General features: G+C 65.2%; 14 protein-coding genes. 8 read left to right on the top strand and 6 right to left on the bottom strand.

The window, feature by feature from the left end; all coding sequences use genetic code 11:
• The first annotated feature begins 61 nt into the window (after positions 1–61).
• A complete protein-coding gene (locus tag QRQ56_RS07180; protein WP_438738705.1) occupies positions 62–256 on the top strand; it encodes a hypothetical protein in 195 nt (64 codons plus the stop codon).
• A 48-nt stretch (positions 257–304) separates the two neighbouring features.
• On the opposite strand, the gene QRQ56_RS07175 is transcribed toward QRQ56_RS07180, so the two are convergent.
• Both QRQ56_RS07175 and QRQ56_RS07170 read right to left on the bottom strand, forming a co-directional pair.
• Positions 305–703, bottom strand: a complete 399-nt coding sequence (locus tag QRQ56_RS07175; protein WP_438740105.1) for a translational machinery protein — start codon at positions 701–703, stop codon at positions 305–307.
• Between the two features lie 184 nt (positions 704–887).
• Positions 888–2,063, bottom strand: a complete 1,176-nt coding sequence (locus QRQ56_RS07170) for an OpgC domain-containing protein (RefSeq protein ID WP_438738704.1) — start codon at positions 2,061–2,063, stop codon at positions 888–890.
• A gap of 260 nt (positions 2,064–2,323) precedes the next feature.
• Here QRQ56_RS07170 and QRQ56_RS07165 point away from each other — a divergent pair, with 260 nt between their 5' ends.
• The 3 genes from QRQ56_RS07165 (at position 2,324) to QRQ56_RS07155 (ending at position 3,915) form a co-directional block, all read left to right on the top strand.
• Positions 2,324–2,629 (top strand): ETC complex I subunit, encoded by a 306-nt coding sequence (locus tag QRQ56_RS07165; protein WP_254119249.1) that lies wholly within the window; start codon positions 2,324–2,326, stop codon positions 2,627–2,629.
• A gap of 231 nt (positions 2,630–2,860) precedes the next feature.
• Complete coding sequence (locus QRQ56_RS07160; protein ID WP_438738702.1) at positions 2,861–3,352, top strand: Lrp/AsnC family transcriptional regulator; 492 nt, start codon at positions 2,861–2,863, stop codon at positions 3,350–3,352.
• Between the two features lie 266 nt (positions 3,353–3,618).
• Positions 3,619–3,915, top strand: a complete 297-nt coding sequence (locus QRQ56_RS07155; RefSeq protein ID WP_438738699.1) for a DUF3551 domain-containing protein — start codon at positions 3,619–3,621, stop codon at positions 3,913–3,915.
• Between the two features lie 83 nt (positions 3,916–3,998).
• Here QRQ56_RS07155 and QRQ56_RS07150 read toward each other — a convergent pair whose 3' ends face one another.
• On the bottom strand, positions 3,999–5,027 hold the full coding sequence (locus tag QRQ56_RS07150) for an AraC family transcriptional regulator (RefSeq protein WP_438738698.1): 1,029 nt from the start codon (positions 5,025–5,027) through the stop codon (positions 3,999–4,001).
• Between the two features lie 112 nt (positions 5,028–5,139).
• Between QRQ56_RS07150 and QRQ56_RS07145 the strand changes: the two genes are divergently transcribed.
• The 4 genes from QRQ56_RS07145 to QRQ56_RS07130 are packed head-to-tail and all read left to right on the top strand — an operon-like array spanning position 5,140 to position 10,872.
• The gene (locus QRQ56_RS07145; protein ID WP_438738696.1) at positions 5,140–6,312 is read left to right on the top strand and encodes an isovaleryl-CoA dehydrogenase; all 1,173 of its coding nucleotides are present in this window, start codon (positions 5,140–5,142) and stop codon (positions 6,310–6,312) included.
• 23 nt (positions 6,313–6,335) lie between these two features.
• A complete protein-coding gene (locus QRQ56_RS07140) occupies positions 6,336–7,940 on the top strand; it encodes a carboxyl transferase domain-containing protein (RefSeq protein WP_438738694.1) in 1,605 nt (534 codons plus the stop codon).
• Positions 7,941–7,944: 4 nt separating this feature from the next.
• Positions 7,945–9,945: an acetyl/propionyl/methylcrotonyl-CoA carboxylase subunit alpha gene (locus tag QRQ56_RS07135; RefSeq protein WP_438738692.1), complete on the top strand. Its 2,001-nt coding sequence runs from the start codon at positions 7,945–7,947 to the stop codon at positions 9,943–9,945.
• A 15-nt stretch (positions 9,946–9,960) separates the two neighbouring features.
• Entirely contained in the window at positions 9,961–10,872 is a 912-nt protein-coding gene (locus tag QRQ56_RS07130; protein ID WP_438738690.1) for a hydroxymethylglutaryl-CoA lyase, read from the top strand.
• A 171-nt stretch (positions 10,873–11,043) separates the two neighbouring features.
• Here QRQ56_RS07130 and QRQ56_RS07125 read toward each other — a convergent pair whose 3' ends face one another.
• From QRQ56_RS07125 to QRQ56_RS07115, 3 genes are read right to left on the bottom strand one after another with little or no spacing between them, the layout of a single operon-like run.
• Positions 11,044–12,402 carry a TRAP transporter large permease gene (locus QRQ56_RS07125; protein ID WP_438738688.1) on the bottom strand — a complete coding sequence of 453 codons (1,359 nt, stop codon included), beginning with the start codon at positions 12,400–12,402 and terminating at the stop codon, positions 11,044–11,046.
• Positions 12,399–12,953, bottom strand: coding sequence for a TRAP transporter small permease (locus QRQ56_RS07120; RefSeq protein ID WP_438738686.1), 555 nt, complete (start codon positions 12,951–12,953; stop codon positions 12,399–12,401). Before QRQ56_RS07120 ends, QRQ56_RS07125 begins: the two co-directional genes overlap by 4 nt.
• Positions 12,950–13,972 carry a TRAP transporter substrate-binding protein gene (locus tag QRQ56_RS07115; protein WP_438738684.1) on the bottom strand — a complete coding sequence of 341 codons (1,023 nt, stop codon included), beginning with the start codon at positions 13,970–13,972 and terminating at the stop codon, positions 12,950–12,952. The genes QRQ56_RS07120 and QRQ56_RS07115 overlap by 4 nt, the downstream gene beginning before the upstream one ends.
• Positions 13,973–13,989 lie beyond the last annotated feature (17 nt).

Raw genomic sequence — 13,989 nt, 5'->3', positions numbered from 1 at the left:
CATTGTGGTCAGCGCAGATGAGTTCTGCGCAAGCATTTTCTGCGTCAGTGAGTTCTGCGTCATGTCCTTCGATCGCCCTCTCCGAACCGTCGGTCCGCAATCGAGCTGGAGCGAGATCTGGCATCTCTGGACGGTGATCGTGCCGCGCCGCTCGATCAACGGGCAGCTCGTCTACGGCAAGGTCTGGCGCCGCCATGACGGCCGGGACTGGATCTACAAGAAGTTCACCGAGTTCGACGGCGAGGAAGCCGCCTGACGCGCGATGATCCGTCATCGCGCGTTCGGTGATCGCCGAGGACGCGGCCTATCCGTGTGCCTGCACGCGCGGCAGCGGCAGCTTGAAGTGACGCTTCGCATAGGCGACGATTTCAGCGTCCGAGGGATGATCGGCCGCTTCCACCGCGGCAATCCGGTTGGCAATCGCGGGCGCGTGCTCGCGAATGTGGCTGGCAAGCTCCGTCTTCGCGCCCGCCGGACCGATGATGAGGATCTCGCCGGCATCGGCAAGGGCTTTGCTCACTTCCGTATAGAACGCCTTGTTGGGGGCGGCATGGCCGCTGCCGACTGCATTGGCCTTGTGGTGAAGGTGGCGCGTCGCCAGTTGCGGATGCAACGTGACTTCGTCGGAGCCGCTCAGGCCGAGATGGAAGATCCTGGCCTGCGAATGGTCGATCCAGACGACGGCGTGAAAATGAGAGGGCATGTGCTGGGGCCTTGTCCGAGGGGAGGCCGCCGACATCTGTCGACGGCGCGTGTCGCAACGACACTAGGCCGGCCCGCGCGGTCCCCGGTTGACCCAAGTCAATCAGAAACGATCTTGGCCCTGGACGCCAGGACAACCGCAGCGCCCCGCGAACGGCGCGCTCCGAACGGCTGAGCTTCTCGGCTCAGGCGGCCTTCGCGGCGCTTACCGCGGGCTTCGGCGGCGGCGGCTTCAGCGGCTTGTCCTGCTTCTTGGACCACGAGATGTAATAGGCCACCGTCGTCATGATCGCGATGCCGGCGACGCTGACGAAGATCTGCGCGAGCAGCGAGCCCGAGCTCATCGACAGCTCGAAATGGCCGACGAAGGACAGGAACACACCGACGCAGAACACGGCGAGCGATTGCTGGCCGCAAACGATCAGGGGGTCGAACACCTTCCATTCGAGCCCCGGCCATTCCTTCGGCACGAAGCGGATCACCAGGATCACGATCACGACGAAATGGATGAAGCGGTAGGGCGCGAGGTTGGTCTTGTCATTGGGGTTGAAGGCCGAGAACAGCCATTCCGGGAACATGCCGCCGAAGGCGGGGAAGCGGCCGGCCATGGTCATGACCAGCGCGAACAGGAGATAGCCGAGACAGAGATAGAGCGTGACCGGCGCGTTGATCAGGGTCATCGAGCGTCGCGCTCCGCCCATCGCGCACCAGGCGCCGAACACGAACAGCACCTGCCAGCAATACGGATTGAAGTACCACTGGCCGGCCGGATAGGCGTTCAGATTCCAGCCGAAGTGACGCGCCGTCAGCCACAGCACGATCGACAGCACCATCGTGACGTCGGGCTTGCGCAGCATGAACCACAGCACCGGCGGAAACAGCCCCATCAGCACGATGTAGAGCGGCAGCACATCGAGATTGAGCGGCTTGAAGCGCAGGAACAGGCCCTGGCGCAGCGTCTCGGTGGCGTTGTCGACGAGGCCTGCGACGTTGAACTCGTTGATCATCTCGCTATCGCCGAAGCGCAGCGCCAGATAGCTGATCGAGGCGATGTAGATCACGAACAGGATGATGTGGGCGACATAGAGCTGCCAGACCCGCTTGGTCAGCCTCGTGGCGCCGACGATGAAACCGCGATCCAGCATCATCCGCGCATAGACGAAGGAGGCCGTGTAGCCGGAGATGAAGACGAACAGATCGGCGGCGTCGGAAAAGCCGTAATTGCGCGTCGTGATCCAGTTCACGACGTTGTCGGGGATGTGATCGAGGAAGATCGCCCAGTTCGCGACGCCGCGAAACAGGTCGAGCCGGAGGTCACGGCCTTTTTCGGGGAGCGTGGCGTTGATGTTCAGGAAGGCCATGCGACAGGAGCTCTCGAAGGGGGCGGGCAGGCTGAAGTCGGGGAGGCAGTGCCGCCGGGCGGGATCCCGGCGCGGAAGGCGGGTACGCAATTGTCACGGTGCAGCATAATGACTATACCGTCGCAGAGGCTACCGGGGAGCCGGAATCACCAATCAGTTCCCGATCGGTGTCTCTATACTATCCCTGAGCTTTCCACCAACTGCCACCCTGACGCATCGAAATCGAACGAAAAGTCGAAAAACGAGGCCCGGACCATCCCATGACCGCACGCATTTTCAAGCCCGCCAAGAACGCGATGCAATCCGGCCGGTCCAAGACCAAGGAATGGCAGCTGGACTACGAGCCGGAGCAGCCGCGCTCGGTCGAGCCGCTGATGGGCTGGACCTCGTCGGGCGACATGAAGCAGCAGATCACGCTGCGCTTCCACAGCAAGGAAGAGGCCGTGGCCTATTGCGAGCGCAAGGGCATCGCCTACCAGGTCATCGAGCCCCAGGATTCGATCCGCCGCCCGGCCGCCTATGCCGACAATTTCTCGTTCCGCCGCGGCGAGCCCTGGACGCACTAACGACGAGCATCCGCGCGCCGAATTCGTCATGCCCGGGCTTGTCCCGGGCATCTGCGTTTTGGGGCGCCTGAGAGAATGTGGATGGCCGGGACATAGACGAGCGGACGCGACGCCGTCCTGCGGTTGGCCATGCCCGGCCATGACGGCGCCATGCGCAGCTCCGGCCCCTTGGCACCAATTCTCCCACGTGCTTCGCTACCCCGCATGACACGACCATGACGAGGGCAGGGGATGGCCGGGCGTGAGCAACTCGACAGCGTCGATCTGAAGATTCTCTCCGAGCTGCAGCAGGACGGACGGGTACGCAACAACGAGCTGGCGCTGCGCGTCGGCGTGTCCGCGCCGAACTGCCTGCGACGGCTGAAGTCGCTGTTCAGCCGCGGCGTGATCCGGGCGGTGCGCGCCGTCATCGACGAACGGCGGCTCGGCTATGAAGTCGTCTCGTTCGTCTCGATCCAGCTCGGCAGCCAGGCCCAGCCGGTGCTGGAGGCGTTCGAGAGTTCGATCGCCGCGATCCCGCGCATCCAGCAGTGCTGGCGGATTTCCGGCGACACCGACTATCTCTTGAAATGCGTGGCGCCGAGTGTCGAGAGCATGCGCCAGCAGTTGCTGCACTTCGCGGCGATGCCCGACGTGAAGAACGTGCGCAGCTTCCCCGTGCTGGGCGTCGCCAAGGATGTGCCGCTGCCGTTGCAGGACATCGCGACCGAGTCCGTGGGTTAGCAGGGCACGCCTTCGGCGGCCGGCATTTGAATCAATTGCGATGGATTTGGCGGCGATCGTCGGTGCGGCGGCGCTGAAACACGACCTTGCCAGCACTATAATGCTGATTAGATCACCTAACTGAGAAATGTGATTATCACATCCCTGCAATGCGCTGAACCGTGATTGATGGTTCCAGCGATTGGCTTACATGCGGGGTTATGAGCCTCAACGCGCATCGCACGTCGGGAGCTCGATGTGGGACTCGTTAACTAGGATAAGACAACATGACCTCGGTTTCGAAGACGTTCGCAGTTTCCGCCGCGACGCTGTTTGCGTCCGCGTTTCTGGTGCTGACGGCACCGACTGCGAAAGCGGAAGATTACTGCATCACCAATGGCGCCCAGGCCGCTCACGGCTGCGGCTATCCGACGATGGAAACCTGCCGCGCCGCTGCCGGCGGTATTGGCGGAACGTGCGCGCAGAGCGGTGGCAAGAGCGCGAGCGACTCTCTCGCCTATCAGCCGAAGCACGCGCAGCCGCGCGCCAAGCTTCGCTCGGGCGGCCAGACCAACTCGAATTGATCACGGTCAAGACTTGTTGGTTTCGACCTTTACGGCCTTCGGGAGAGATCCTGGAGGCCGTAAACGTCTGAGACGTCCATTTCCTAGCGATACCGCCCGCGAAACTCTCGCGGGCTTGCGCCGGTCCAGGTGCGGAAGGCGCGGGAAAAGCTCTTCTCGTTGCGGAAGCCGGCGATCTCGGCGATCCGCTTGATCGGCGTGCGGCCGCGCATCAGCTCCTGCTTTGCCAGTTCGAATTTTGCCTCTTCCTTGAGGTCGCGCAGCGAGGTGGCCTCCTCGCGCAGGCGCCGATGCATTGTGCGCGTTGAAAGCGCGAGCTCGCTTGCGACATCCTCGGCACCGAGACTGCGTCCGCGCGCGTTGCGCAGCACACGGCGGACGCGCTCCACCAGCAACCGGTCGCGCCGATAGGGCAGCACCGTTAGCCTGAGCGCCCCCTTGAGCATGTTGTCGAGATCGACCGGGCTGCGCGTCAGCGGCAGCGACAGATAGTGCTTGTCGAAGACGATGGCCGCGTGGGCCGCACCAAAGCGGATGGTGCGCGAGAAGATGGTCGGGTAGACCGAGACATGGCCGGGCTCGGCAAACGGAAATTCGGCGGCGCGAAGCGCGATCCTGGAATCCACCGCCCAGCAGGAGAAGCCGAGCACATAACGGAGCAGGGTGACCAGGCAGAATTCGCGAAACGCGCCGAGGTCGCGCAGCTCGCGAATGGTCACCGTCGCGGTCTCCTCGCCGACTTCGAGATCGAGCAGCACGTCCTCCGTGAGCAGGCGGTGGTGCCGGCACCAGCGCTTGAGCGCGACCTCCAGCGTCGGCGCCGTGATCGAGGCGCGGCACAGCATGCCGTAGGTGCCGAAGGGCAGGCGCCGCGAGAACCAGCCGAGCGCCTCGTCGTCGAGCTCGCGCATGGCGTGGTCCGCCAGCGCCTCGAACTGGGCGGCCGTGATCCGCCCGTCCGGAGAATTGACAAGGTCTGGCGCTATCTGCCCCCGCTGCAGCGCGTCAGCCGGGTTCAGCCCGTATCGCGCATAGGCGGCAACCACGCCGCGGACGAAGGCGGCGGGGGTGACGGCACGGCGCGGGACCGCGGTTGCGACTTGAAAGGGCATCGGATTTCCTTCCGGAAAATCCTCGCCAAGTTTGGCGGAAAATGCAACCTTTTCGACCGCAAGAGGGCCCCGAGCCCGCTAGGTTCGGTGGCCAAAATACGGAGGAATCGCCTTGAATATCCCGAGCATCGATTTCGATCTGGGCGAAGACATCGGCATGCTGCGCGACACGCTCCGCGCCTTCGTGGAGGCGGAGATCACCCCCCGCGCCGCCGAGATCGAGAAGGCCAATCTGTTCCCGGCCGACCTCTGGAAGCGCTTCGGCGACCTCGGCCTGCTCGGGATGACCGCACCGGAACAATATGGCGGCTCCGGCATGGGCTACCTCGCCCATGTCGTCGCGATGGAGGAAATCTCGCGCGGCTCGGCAGCCGTCGGCCTGTCCTACGGCGCCCATTCCAATCTCTGCGTCAACCAGATCCGCCGCAACGGCAACGACGCGCAGCGCCAGCGCTATTTGCCGAAACTGATCTCCGGCGACTATGTCGGCGCACTCGCGATGTCCGAGCCGGGCGCCGGCTCCGACGTCGTCTCGATGAAGCTGCGCGCCGACAAGCGCGGCGACCGCTACGTGCTCAACGGCTCAAAGATGTGGATCACCAATGGCGGCGATGCCGACGTGCTGGTGGTCTACGCCAAGACAGATCCGGAGGCCGGCCCGCGCGGCATGACGGCCTTCCTGGTCGAGAAGGGTTTCAAGGGTTTTACCCACGGCCAGCATCTCGACAAGCTCGGCATGCGCGGCTCCAACACCTATCCCTTGTTCTTCGACGAGTGCGAGGTGCCGGAGGAAAACGTGATGGGCAAGGTGGGCGAGGGCGTCAAGGTGCTGATGTCCGGCCTCGACTACGAGCGCGCGGTGCTCTCGGGCGGCCCGCTCGGGATCATGGCCGCCTGCATGGACGCGGTCGTGCCTTACATGCACGATCGCAAGCAGTTCGGCCAGCCGATCGGCGATTTCCAGCTGATGCAGGGCAAGCTCGCCGACATGTACGCGACCTGGCAGGCCACGCGCGCTTATGTCTATGCCGTGGGCAAGGCCTGCGACCGCGCCGATCATGCGCGAACGCTGCGCAAGGATGCCGCGGCTGCGATCCTCTATTCCGCGGAGAAGGCGACGTGGATGGCCGGCGAGGCGATCCAGGCGCTCGGCGGCGTCGGCTACACCAGCGAATTCCCGGTCGGGCGGCTCTGGCGTGACGCCAAGCTCTACGAGATCGGTGCCGGCACCTCGGAGGTGCGTCGCATGCTGATCGGCCGCGAGCTGATGGCCGAGACGGCTTAACCGTTCACCTCATTGGAAACACCATGCCGCTTCATTCCAGCATCGATCCGTCTTCATCAGATTTCGCGCGCAATTCCGAGGCCATGCGCGGCCTCGTCGCCGATTTGCGCGAGAAGCTCAGCCAGGTCGCCGGCGGCGGCGGCGAGACCTCGCGCAACCGCCACACCGCGCGCGGCAAGATGCTGGCGCGCGAGCGCGTCGACCTCCTGGTCGATCCCGGCACCTCGTTCCTGGAGCTGTCGCCGCTCGCGGCCTACGGCCTCTATGGCGGCGACGTGCATTCGGCGAGCGTCGTCACCGGCGTCGGGCGCATCGCGGGCCGCGAATGCGTGGTCGTCGCCAACGACGCCACCATCAAGGGCGGCACCTACTACCCGATGACCGTGAAGAAGCATCTGCGTGCGCAGGACATTGCGCGGCAGAACAATCTGCCCTGCGTCTATATGGTGGATTCCGGCGGCGCTTTCCTGCCGTTGCAGGACGAGATCTTTCCGGACGAGCGTCACTTCGGCCGCATCTTCTACAATCAGGCGCAAATGTCTTCCCAGGGCATTCCGCAGATCGCGATCGTGATGGGCTCCTGCACCGCCGGCGGCGCCTATGTGCCTGCGATGTCGGACGAGAGCATCATCGTGCGGAATCAAGGCACCATCTTCCTCGGCGGTCCGCCGCTGGTGAAGGCTGCGACCGGCGAGGTCGTGAGCGCGGAGGAACTCGGCGGCGCCGACGTGCATTCGCGCCAGTCCGGCGTCACGGACCACTACGCCCAGAACGATGCGCATGCGATCGGCATCGCCCGGCGCATCGTCGGAACGCTGAAGCCGAAGGTCGCGCCGAACCTCAACATGCACGCGCCCCGCGATCCGCTGTTCGCGGCGGAGGAGATCTACGGCGTGGTGCCGGTGGACGGCCGTAAGCCGTTCGACGTGCGCGACATCATCGCGCGCGTGGTGGACGGTTCCGAGTTCGACGAGTTCAAAAAGCTGTATGGCACCACGCTGGTGTGCGGCTTCGCCCATATCTGGGGCTATCCGGTCGGCATCATCGCCAACAACGGCATCCTGTTCAGCGAAAGCTCGCTGAAGGGCGCGCATTTCATCGAACTGTGCTGTCAGCGCGGCATTCCGCTGGTGTTCCTGCAGAACATCACCGGCTTCATGGTCGGCAAGAAATACGAGGCCGGCGGCATCGCGCGCGACGGTGCCAAGCTGGTGACGGCGGTTGCGACCGCCTCGGTGCCGAAGTTCACCGTCGTGATCGGCGGCTCCTACGGCGCCGGCAATTACGGCATGTGCGGCCGCGCCTACTCGCCGCGCTTCCTCTGGATGTGGCCGAACGCGCGGATCTCGGTGATGGGCGGCGAGCAGGCCTCGATGGTGCTGAGCCAGGTCCGGCGCGACAATATCGAGGCCAAGGGCGATAGCTGGTCGAAGGACGAGGAAGACAAGTTCCGCGAGCCCATTCGCGCGCAATATGAGAGCCAGGGGCATCCTTATTACGCGACCGCGCGCCTCTGGGACGACGGCGTGATCGACCCCGCCGACACGCGCCTCGTGCTCGGTCTAGGCCTCTCGGCGGCGTCGAATGCGCCGATCGAACCGACGAAATTCGGCTTGTTCAGGATGTGATGCGATGGACCGTTCAAAGCTCTACCGCCGTTTTCGCACGCTCCTGATCGCCAACCGTGGCGAGATCGCCTGCCGCGTCATCCGCACCGCGCGTGCCATGGGCCTGCGCACCGTCGCGGTCTATTCCGAAGCCGATCGCGACGCGATGCATGTCGCGCTCGCGGACGAAGCCGTCCTGCTCGGGCCCGCGCGGGCCCGCGACAGCTATCTCAATGTCGAACGGCTGATCGAAGCCGCCAGGAAGACCGGCGCCGAGGCCGTGCATCCCGGCTACGGCTTCCTGTCGGAGAATGCCGAGTTTGCGCAGGCCTGCTACGATGCGGGTCTCGTCTTCGTCGGCCCGACCGCCGAGATGATGAATGCGATGGGCTCGAAGTCGGGCTCGAAAGCGCTGATGGAGAAGGCCGGCGTGCCGCTGGTGCCCGGTTATCACGGCGAGGCCCAGGACGACGCGACGCTGGCCAAGGCGGCCGAGAAGGTCGGCTTCCCGATCCTGGTGAAGGCCTCCGCGGGCGGCGGCGGCCGCGGCATGCGCATCGTGCGCTCGTCCGACGAGCTTGCGCCCGCGATCGTCAGCGCCAAGCGCGAGGCCAAGGCCGCGTTCGGCGACGACCGCATGCTGATCGAGAAATATGTCGACAATCCCCGGCATATCGAGGTGCAGATCGTCGGCGACAGCCACGGAAATTTGCTGTCGCTGTTCGAGCGCGAATGCACCTTGCAGCGCCGCCATCAGAAAGTGATCGAGGAGGCGCCGTCGCCGACGCTCAATGCAGCCCAGCGAGAGACGGTCTGCGCCGCCGCGCGGAAGGCGGCCGGTGCGGTCAACTATGTCGGGGCCGGCACCATCGAGTTCGTCTCCGACGGCAAGGACGTGTTCTTCATCGAGATGAACACGCGTCTGCAGGTCGAGCATCCCGTGACCGAATTGATCACCGGGATCGACCTCGTCGAATGGCAGCTCCGCGTCGCGTTCGGCGAGGCGCTGCCAATGAAGCAGGAGGATATCAAGCTCAACGGCCACGCCGTCGAGGCGCGCGTCTATGCCGAGAATCCGACCAAGAATTTCATGCCGTCGGTTGGCAGGATCTCGACCTGGCGCTTGCCGGCGGAAACGGGCGGCCTGCGCATCGACGCCGGCTATCGCGAGGGCGACAGCGTCTCGCCCTACTACGACGCCATGCTCGCAAAAATGATCGCGTGGGCGCCGACGCGGGATGTCGCGATCGAGCGGCTGAACCGCGGGCTGGAAGAGTCCGATGTCCGCGGCATCGTCACCAACATCCCGTTCCTGTCGGCGCTGATGACGCATCCGAAGGTGCGGACCAATGCGATCGACACCGGCTTCATCGAGCGCGAGTTGGCGGTGCTGACGTCGGCCGCGCCGGCGCCCGGCGAGTTGGAGCTTTGCGCCGCGGTCGCCGCCATCGTCAACGACGAGCGGCAGGCTGCGCAAGGCACGCAATCGCCCTGGCAGACCTTCGGCTGGCAGCCGGTCGGCCGCCGCCAGCGCAGCTTTGCCTTCCGCGTTGGCCATGGTCCGGAGCAGAAAGTCACGCTGAACTACGGCAGCGGGCCGTCGACGCTGGTGATCGGTGAGCGCGAGCTGGCGTTCACGATCGCGGCGAAGGACGGCGGCTTCGACCTGACGCTGGACGGCGTCAAATCGTCCGTGGCGGCCGTGATCGACGGCCATGAGCTGTACCTGCGCACGCGCAACGGCCGGTTCGACCTGCACTGGGTCGATCCGTTCGGGGGCGAGACCGAGGAGCAGACCGGCGCGGACAAGATCGCCGCGCCCTTGCCGGGCACGGTCGTCGCCGTGCTGGCCGAGGAGGGCGCCAAGCTCGAGAAGGGCGCTCCGATCCTGACGCTCGAAGTGATGAAGATGGAGCAGACGCTGCGGGCGCCCTATGCCGGCGTGCTGAAATCCGTCAGATGCAAGGTCGGCGACATCGTGCAGGAGGGCGTCGAGCTCGCCGTGGTCGAGGCGTCGGAAGAATGACTTGGGGAGAGTGACATGAGCGACCCCGTCCGCATCATCGAAATGGGACCGCGCGACGGCCTCCAGAACGAGAAGACGGCCGTGAGCGTCGAGGCCCGCATCGCCTTCATCGAGGCGCTGGTCGGAGCCGGCCTCGATACGGTCGAGGTCGGCGCCTTCGTCTCGCCCAAGGCGATCCCGCAGATGGCGAGCTCCGACGCCGTGCTGCGCGGTATCGCTCATGTGAAGAACGCCGAATTCCACGTGCTGGTGCCGAACGAGAAGGGCTATGACGCTGCGCGCGCCGCCGGCGCCAAGATCGTCTCCGTGTTCGCGGCGGCCTCCGAGGGCTTCTCGCGGGCCAACATCAACTGCACGGTCGCGGAGTCCATCGAGCGGTTCAAGCCGGTGCTGGCGCGCGCCAAGGCCGACGGCATCCCGGCGCGCGGCTATATCTCCTGCGTGCTCGGCTGCCCGTTCGACGGCGAGATCAAGCCGAAGGCGGTCGCCGATCTCGCCGAGACCTTGTGGGATCTCGGCTGCTACGAGATTTCACTCGGCGACACCATCGGTATCGGCACGCCGGACAAGGCCAAGGCGATGCTGCGCGCGGTTGCTGCCAACATCCCGCCGGCAAAACTGGCGATGCATTTCCACGACACCTACGGCCAGGCGCTCGCCAATCTCTACGCGGGGATGGAAGAGGGCGTCCGCGTCATCGATGCCGCTGCCGGCGGTCTCGGCGGCTGTCCCTACGCGCCGGGTGCCACCGGCAACGTCGCGACCGAGGATGTCGTCTACATGCTCGAAGGCATGGGCGTGAAGACGAGCGTCGATATGGAGAAGCTGCTGGCGGCCACCAACGTGATGGCCGGCGTGCTGGGCAAACCGCCCGTGAGCCGCGTGGCGTCCGCGCTGAACGCGAAGAAGAAGCGGGCGGCTGCGTAGGTCTCCGTCAGAACGAGCGTAGCGAAGCAATCCAGAGTCTTTCCGTTGAGGCACTCTGGATTGCTTCGTCGCTGCGCTCCTCGCAATGACGGCGGAGAGAGCTTTCATCGATGTCGTAGGATGGGCAAAGGCGCGTAGCGCCGTGCCCACCCTACGGCACTGGTGATTGCGCTACCTGCTCCCGTCCGGTCCCATTACGAGATCCGGCAGTGCCGTCGAAATCCCCGGCACGAAGCAGAGCAGCAGCACCGCGAGCATCATCAAGAGCACGAAGGGCAGAGTGCCCCAGATCACCTCGCGCAGGGGAATGTCGGGCGCGACGTTGCGGATGACGAAGATGTTGAGGCCGACGGGCGGATGGATCAGGCCCATCTCCATCACGATGGTCATGACCACGCCGAACCAGATGATGTCGAAATTGGCGGCGCGCAAGGGAGGCAGGATGATCGGCGCTGTCATGAGAATGATCGAGACCGGCGGCAGGAAGAAGCCGAGCACGACCACCATGACGAGGATCGCGAACAGCAGCTCCCAGCGCGGCAGGTGCATCGCGACGATGGATTCTGCGACCGATTGCGAGATGTGCAGATAGCTCATCACGTAGGAATAAAGCAGCGACATGCCGATGATCATCATCAGCATGGTGGATTCCCGGATCGTCGACTTCATGATCGGGGCGAGGTCGCTGGGTCGCCACACGCTGTAGATCGCCGCGATCAGCGCCAGCGCGAGCAGGCCGCCGAGACCGGCGGTCTCGGACGGCGTGGCGAAGCCGCCATAGAGCGCGATCATGACGCCGGTCAGCAGCAGCACGAACGGGATCACGCGCGGTAGCACGCTGAAGCGCTCGGCCAGTGTGTACTCGTCGCGGGCGAGAATGGCGGCCTCCGGTCCACCGTTCTTGTAGGCCGCCTCGGCTGCGGCATATTCCTGGCGGAAGCGGATCACGGCATAGGCGCCGAACAGCGAGACCAGCAGCAGGCCGGGTCCGATGCCGGCGAGGAACAGCCGGCCGAGCGATTTTTCCGCGGCGACCGCGAACAGGATCATGGTGATCGAGGGTGGCAGCAGGATGCCGAGCGTGCCGCCGGCGGCGATGATGCCGGCCGCGAAGCCCCCGGAATAGCCGCGCTTGCGCATCTCGGGGATGCCGGCCGAGCCGATCGCCGAGCAGGTGGCGGGCGAGGAGCCCGCCATCGCCGCGAACAGCGCGCAGGCAAACACGTTGGCAACGCCGAGGCCGCCGGGCACGCGATGCAGCCAGGCGTGCAGGGCCGAATAGAGATCCTGGCCGGCGCGCGACTTGCCGATTGCCGCGCCCTTCAGGATGAAGAGCGGGATCGACAGCAGCGTGATCGAAGCCATCTCCTCGTAGACGTTCTGCGTCACCGTATCGAGGGACGCCGTGGGCATGTAGATGCCCATGAACACGACCGCGACCGCGCCGAGCGCGAACGCGATCGGCATGCCCGAAAACATCACGAGCAGCGTCGCAACGCCGTAGGCAACGCCGATACCGAACACGCTCATGAACGCTTGGCTCCGGTGAAGGGCAGCGCAAGCTGCACGAGGATCTGGACGCAGAGCAGGCTCATGCCGAACGCCATCAGCGAATAGGGGATGGCCAGCGGCGGCGACCACATCGAGTTCGAGACCTGGCCGTCGACATAGGCTTCATGGGCCAGCGTCCAGGACTTCCAGGTGAAGAAGGCGCAGAACAGGAACGTGGCGGCATCGACCAGCCAGAGGCGGATCCTGTTCGCCAGCGGCGAGAGCAGGCCGACAAAGGCCTCGATGCCGATATGGCCGCGGTTCTGCTGCACGTAGGCCGCGGTCATGAAGGTGGCGCCGACGAGAAGAAACACGGCAGCCTCGTCCTGCCAGTAATTGGCGGCCTTGAACAGCGCGCGGCTGAGCACGCTGTAGCTCAGGATGGCGCAGGCTGCGACCAGCGCGATCGCCGCGAACACGACGATGATGGTGTTGAGGACGGCAAGACCGCGATCGATCGCCGCCGCAAGGCCGGTCCTTGCGACAGCGTTCGACTGGTCGTCACGATCCGGAAGCGGACCGTGGCTCATGCCGCGACGTCAGTGGCGAGCTTGAGCAGGTTTGCGGCGGTCGCGGTCTTGGCGCTGTAATCCTTCCACGCGGTGTCGCGAGCGATGTCGCGCCACTTGCCGACGGTCGCGGCGTCGAGCGCCGAGACCTTGGCGCCGGCCTTCTCGTAGACCTTGGCGACCTCGACGTCGTCGTCCTGTGCGCCCTTGCGGCCGAAGCCCTCGAGTTCGGTGCCGACCGCGAGCAGGATGTCCTGATGATTCTTCGGCAGCTTGTCGAAGATCGCCTTCGACATCATCAGCGGCTCGAGCATGAACCAGTAGGAGGCGCCGGCCCCTGACGTCAGCGACTTCGCGACCTCTTCGAGGCGGAACGAGATCAGGCTGGTCGAGGAGGTGATGCCGGCATCGCACGCGCCGGTCTGCATCGCCGCATAGATTTCGTTCGAGGGCACCGACAGCACCGAGGCGCCGGCGGTCTGCAGCACCATGTCCATCTCGCGCGAGCCGCCGCGCACCTTCAGACCCTTGGCGTCTTCGGGCGCCACGATCGGCTTGGAGCGGCTGGCCACGCCGCCGGCCTGCCAGACCCAGGTGAGCAGGATGATGCCCTTGTCGGCGAGGAAATCGGTCAGCGCCTTGCCGACCGGCTCCTTCTTCCAGCGCATGCCCTGGTCGTAAGTGGTCACGAGGCCGGGCATGAGGCCGATATTGGTTTCCGGCAATTCGCCGCCGGCGTAGGGCATCGGATAGAGCGAGATGTCGAGCGCGCCCTTGCGCATCGCGGAGAACTGCGCGTTGGTCTTGATCAGCGAGGAGTTGGGATAGATCTCGGCCGCGAGGTCGCCGTTGCTGCGCTTGGCAATCTCAGCCGCGAACATGCGGCAGAGCCTGTCGCGGAAGTCGCCCTTGTCCACGGTGCCGCCCGGGAATTGGTGCGAGATCTTCAAAGTGGTCGCCGCCTGCGCGGTGCCAGTGCCGAAGCGGAGGATGGCGGGGGCGGCGACAGCGGTCGCGATCAGATGGCGGCGCGTGAGCATGGTGTGTTCCCTTGGAC

Source organism: Bradyrhizobium sp. U531, from assembly GCF_051710265.1.
GTDB lineage: Bacteria > Pseudomonadota > Alphaproteobacteria > Rhizobiales > Xanthobacteraceae > Bradyrhizobium.
The sequence above is the reverse complement of the archived record's forward strand: the minus strand, read 5'-3'. Positions and strand labels throughout refer to the sequence as shown.

Bases quoted from the DNA above. Each gene is read 5' to 3' on its own strand.
- QRQ56_RS07165 (WP_254119249.1), top strand. From the start codon at position 2,324: ATGACCGCACGCATTTTCAAGCCCGCCAAGAACGCGATGCAATCCGGC.
- QRQ56_RS07130 (WP_438738690.1), top strand. From the start codon at position 9,961: ATGAGCGACCCCGTCCGCATCATCGAAATGGGACCGCGCGACGGCCTC.
- QRQ56_RS07160 (WP_438738702.1), top strand. From the start codon at position 2,861: ATGGCCGGGCGTGAGCAACTCGACAGCGTCGATCTGAAGATTCTCTCC.
- QRQ56_RS07115 (WP_438738684.1), bottom strand. From the start codon at position 13,972: ATGCTCACGCGCCGCCATCTGATCGCGACCGCTGTCGCCGCCCCCGCC.
- QRQ56_RS07170 (WP_438738704.1), bottom strand. From the start codon at position 2,063: ATGGCCTTCCTGAACATCAACGCCACGCTCCCCGAAAAAGGCCGTGAC.
- QRQ56_RS07140 (WP_438738694.1), top strand. From the start codon at position 6,336: ATGCCGCTTCATTCCAGCATCGATCCGTCTTCATCAGATTTCGCGCGC.
- QRQ56_RS07175 (WP_438740105.1), bottom strand. From the start codon at position 703: ATGCCCTCTCATTTTCACGCCGTCGTCTGGATCGACCATTCGCAGGCC.
- QRQ56_RS07120 (WP_438738686.1), bottom strand. From the start codon at position 12,953: ATGAGCCACGGTCCGCTTCCGGATCGTGACGACCAGTCGAACGCTGTC.
- QRQ56_RS07135 (WP_438738692.1), top strand. From the start codon at position 7,945: ATGGACCGTTCAAAGCTCTACCGCCGTTTTCGCACGCTCCTGATCGCC.
- QRQ56_RS07155 (WP_438738699.1), top strand. From the start codon at position 3,619: ATGACCTCGGTTTCGAAGACGTTCGCAGTTTCCGCCGCGACGCTGTTT.
- QRQ56_RS07125 (WP_438738688.1), bottom strand. From the start codon at position 12,402: ATGAGCGTGTTCGGTATCGGCGTTGCCTACGGCGTTGCGACGCTGCTC.
- QRQ56_RS07180 (WP_438738705.1), top strand. From the start codon at position 62: ATGTCCTTCGATCGCCCTCTCCGAACCGTCGGTCCGCAATCGAGCTGG.
- QRQ56_RS07150 (WP_438738698.1), bottom strand. From the start codon at position 5,027: ATGCCCTTTCAAGTCGCAACCGCGGTCCCGCGCCGTGCCGTCACCCCC.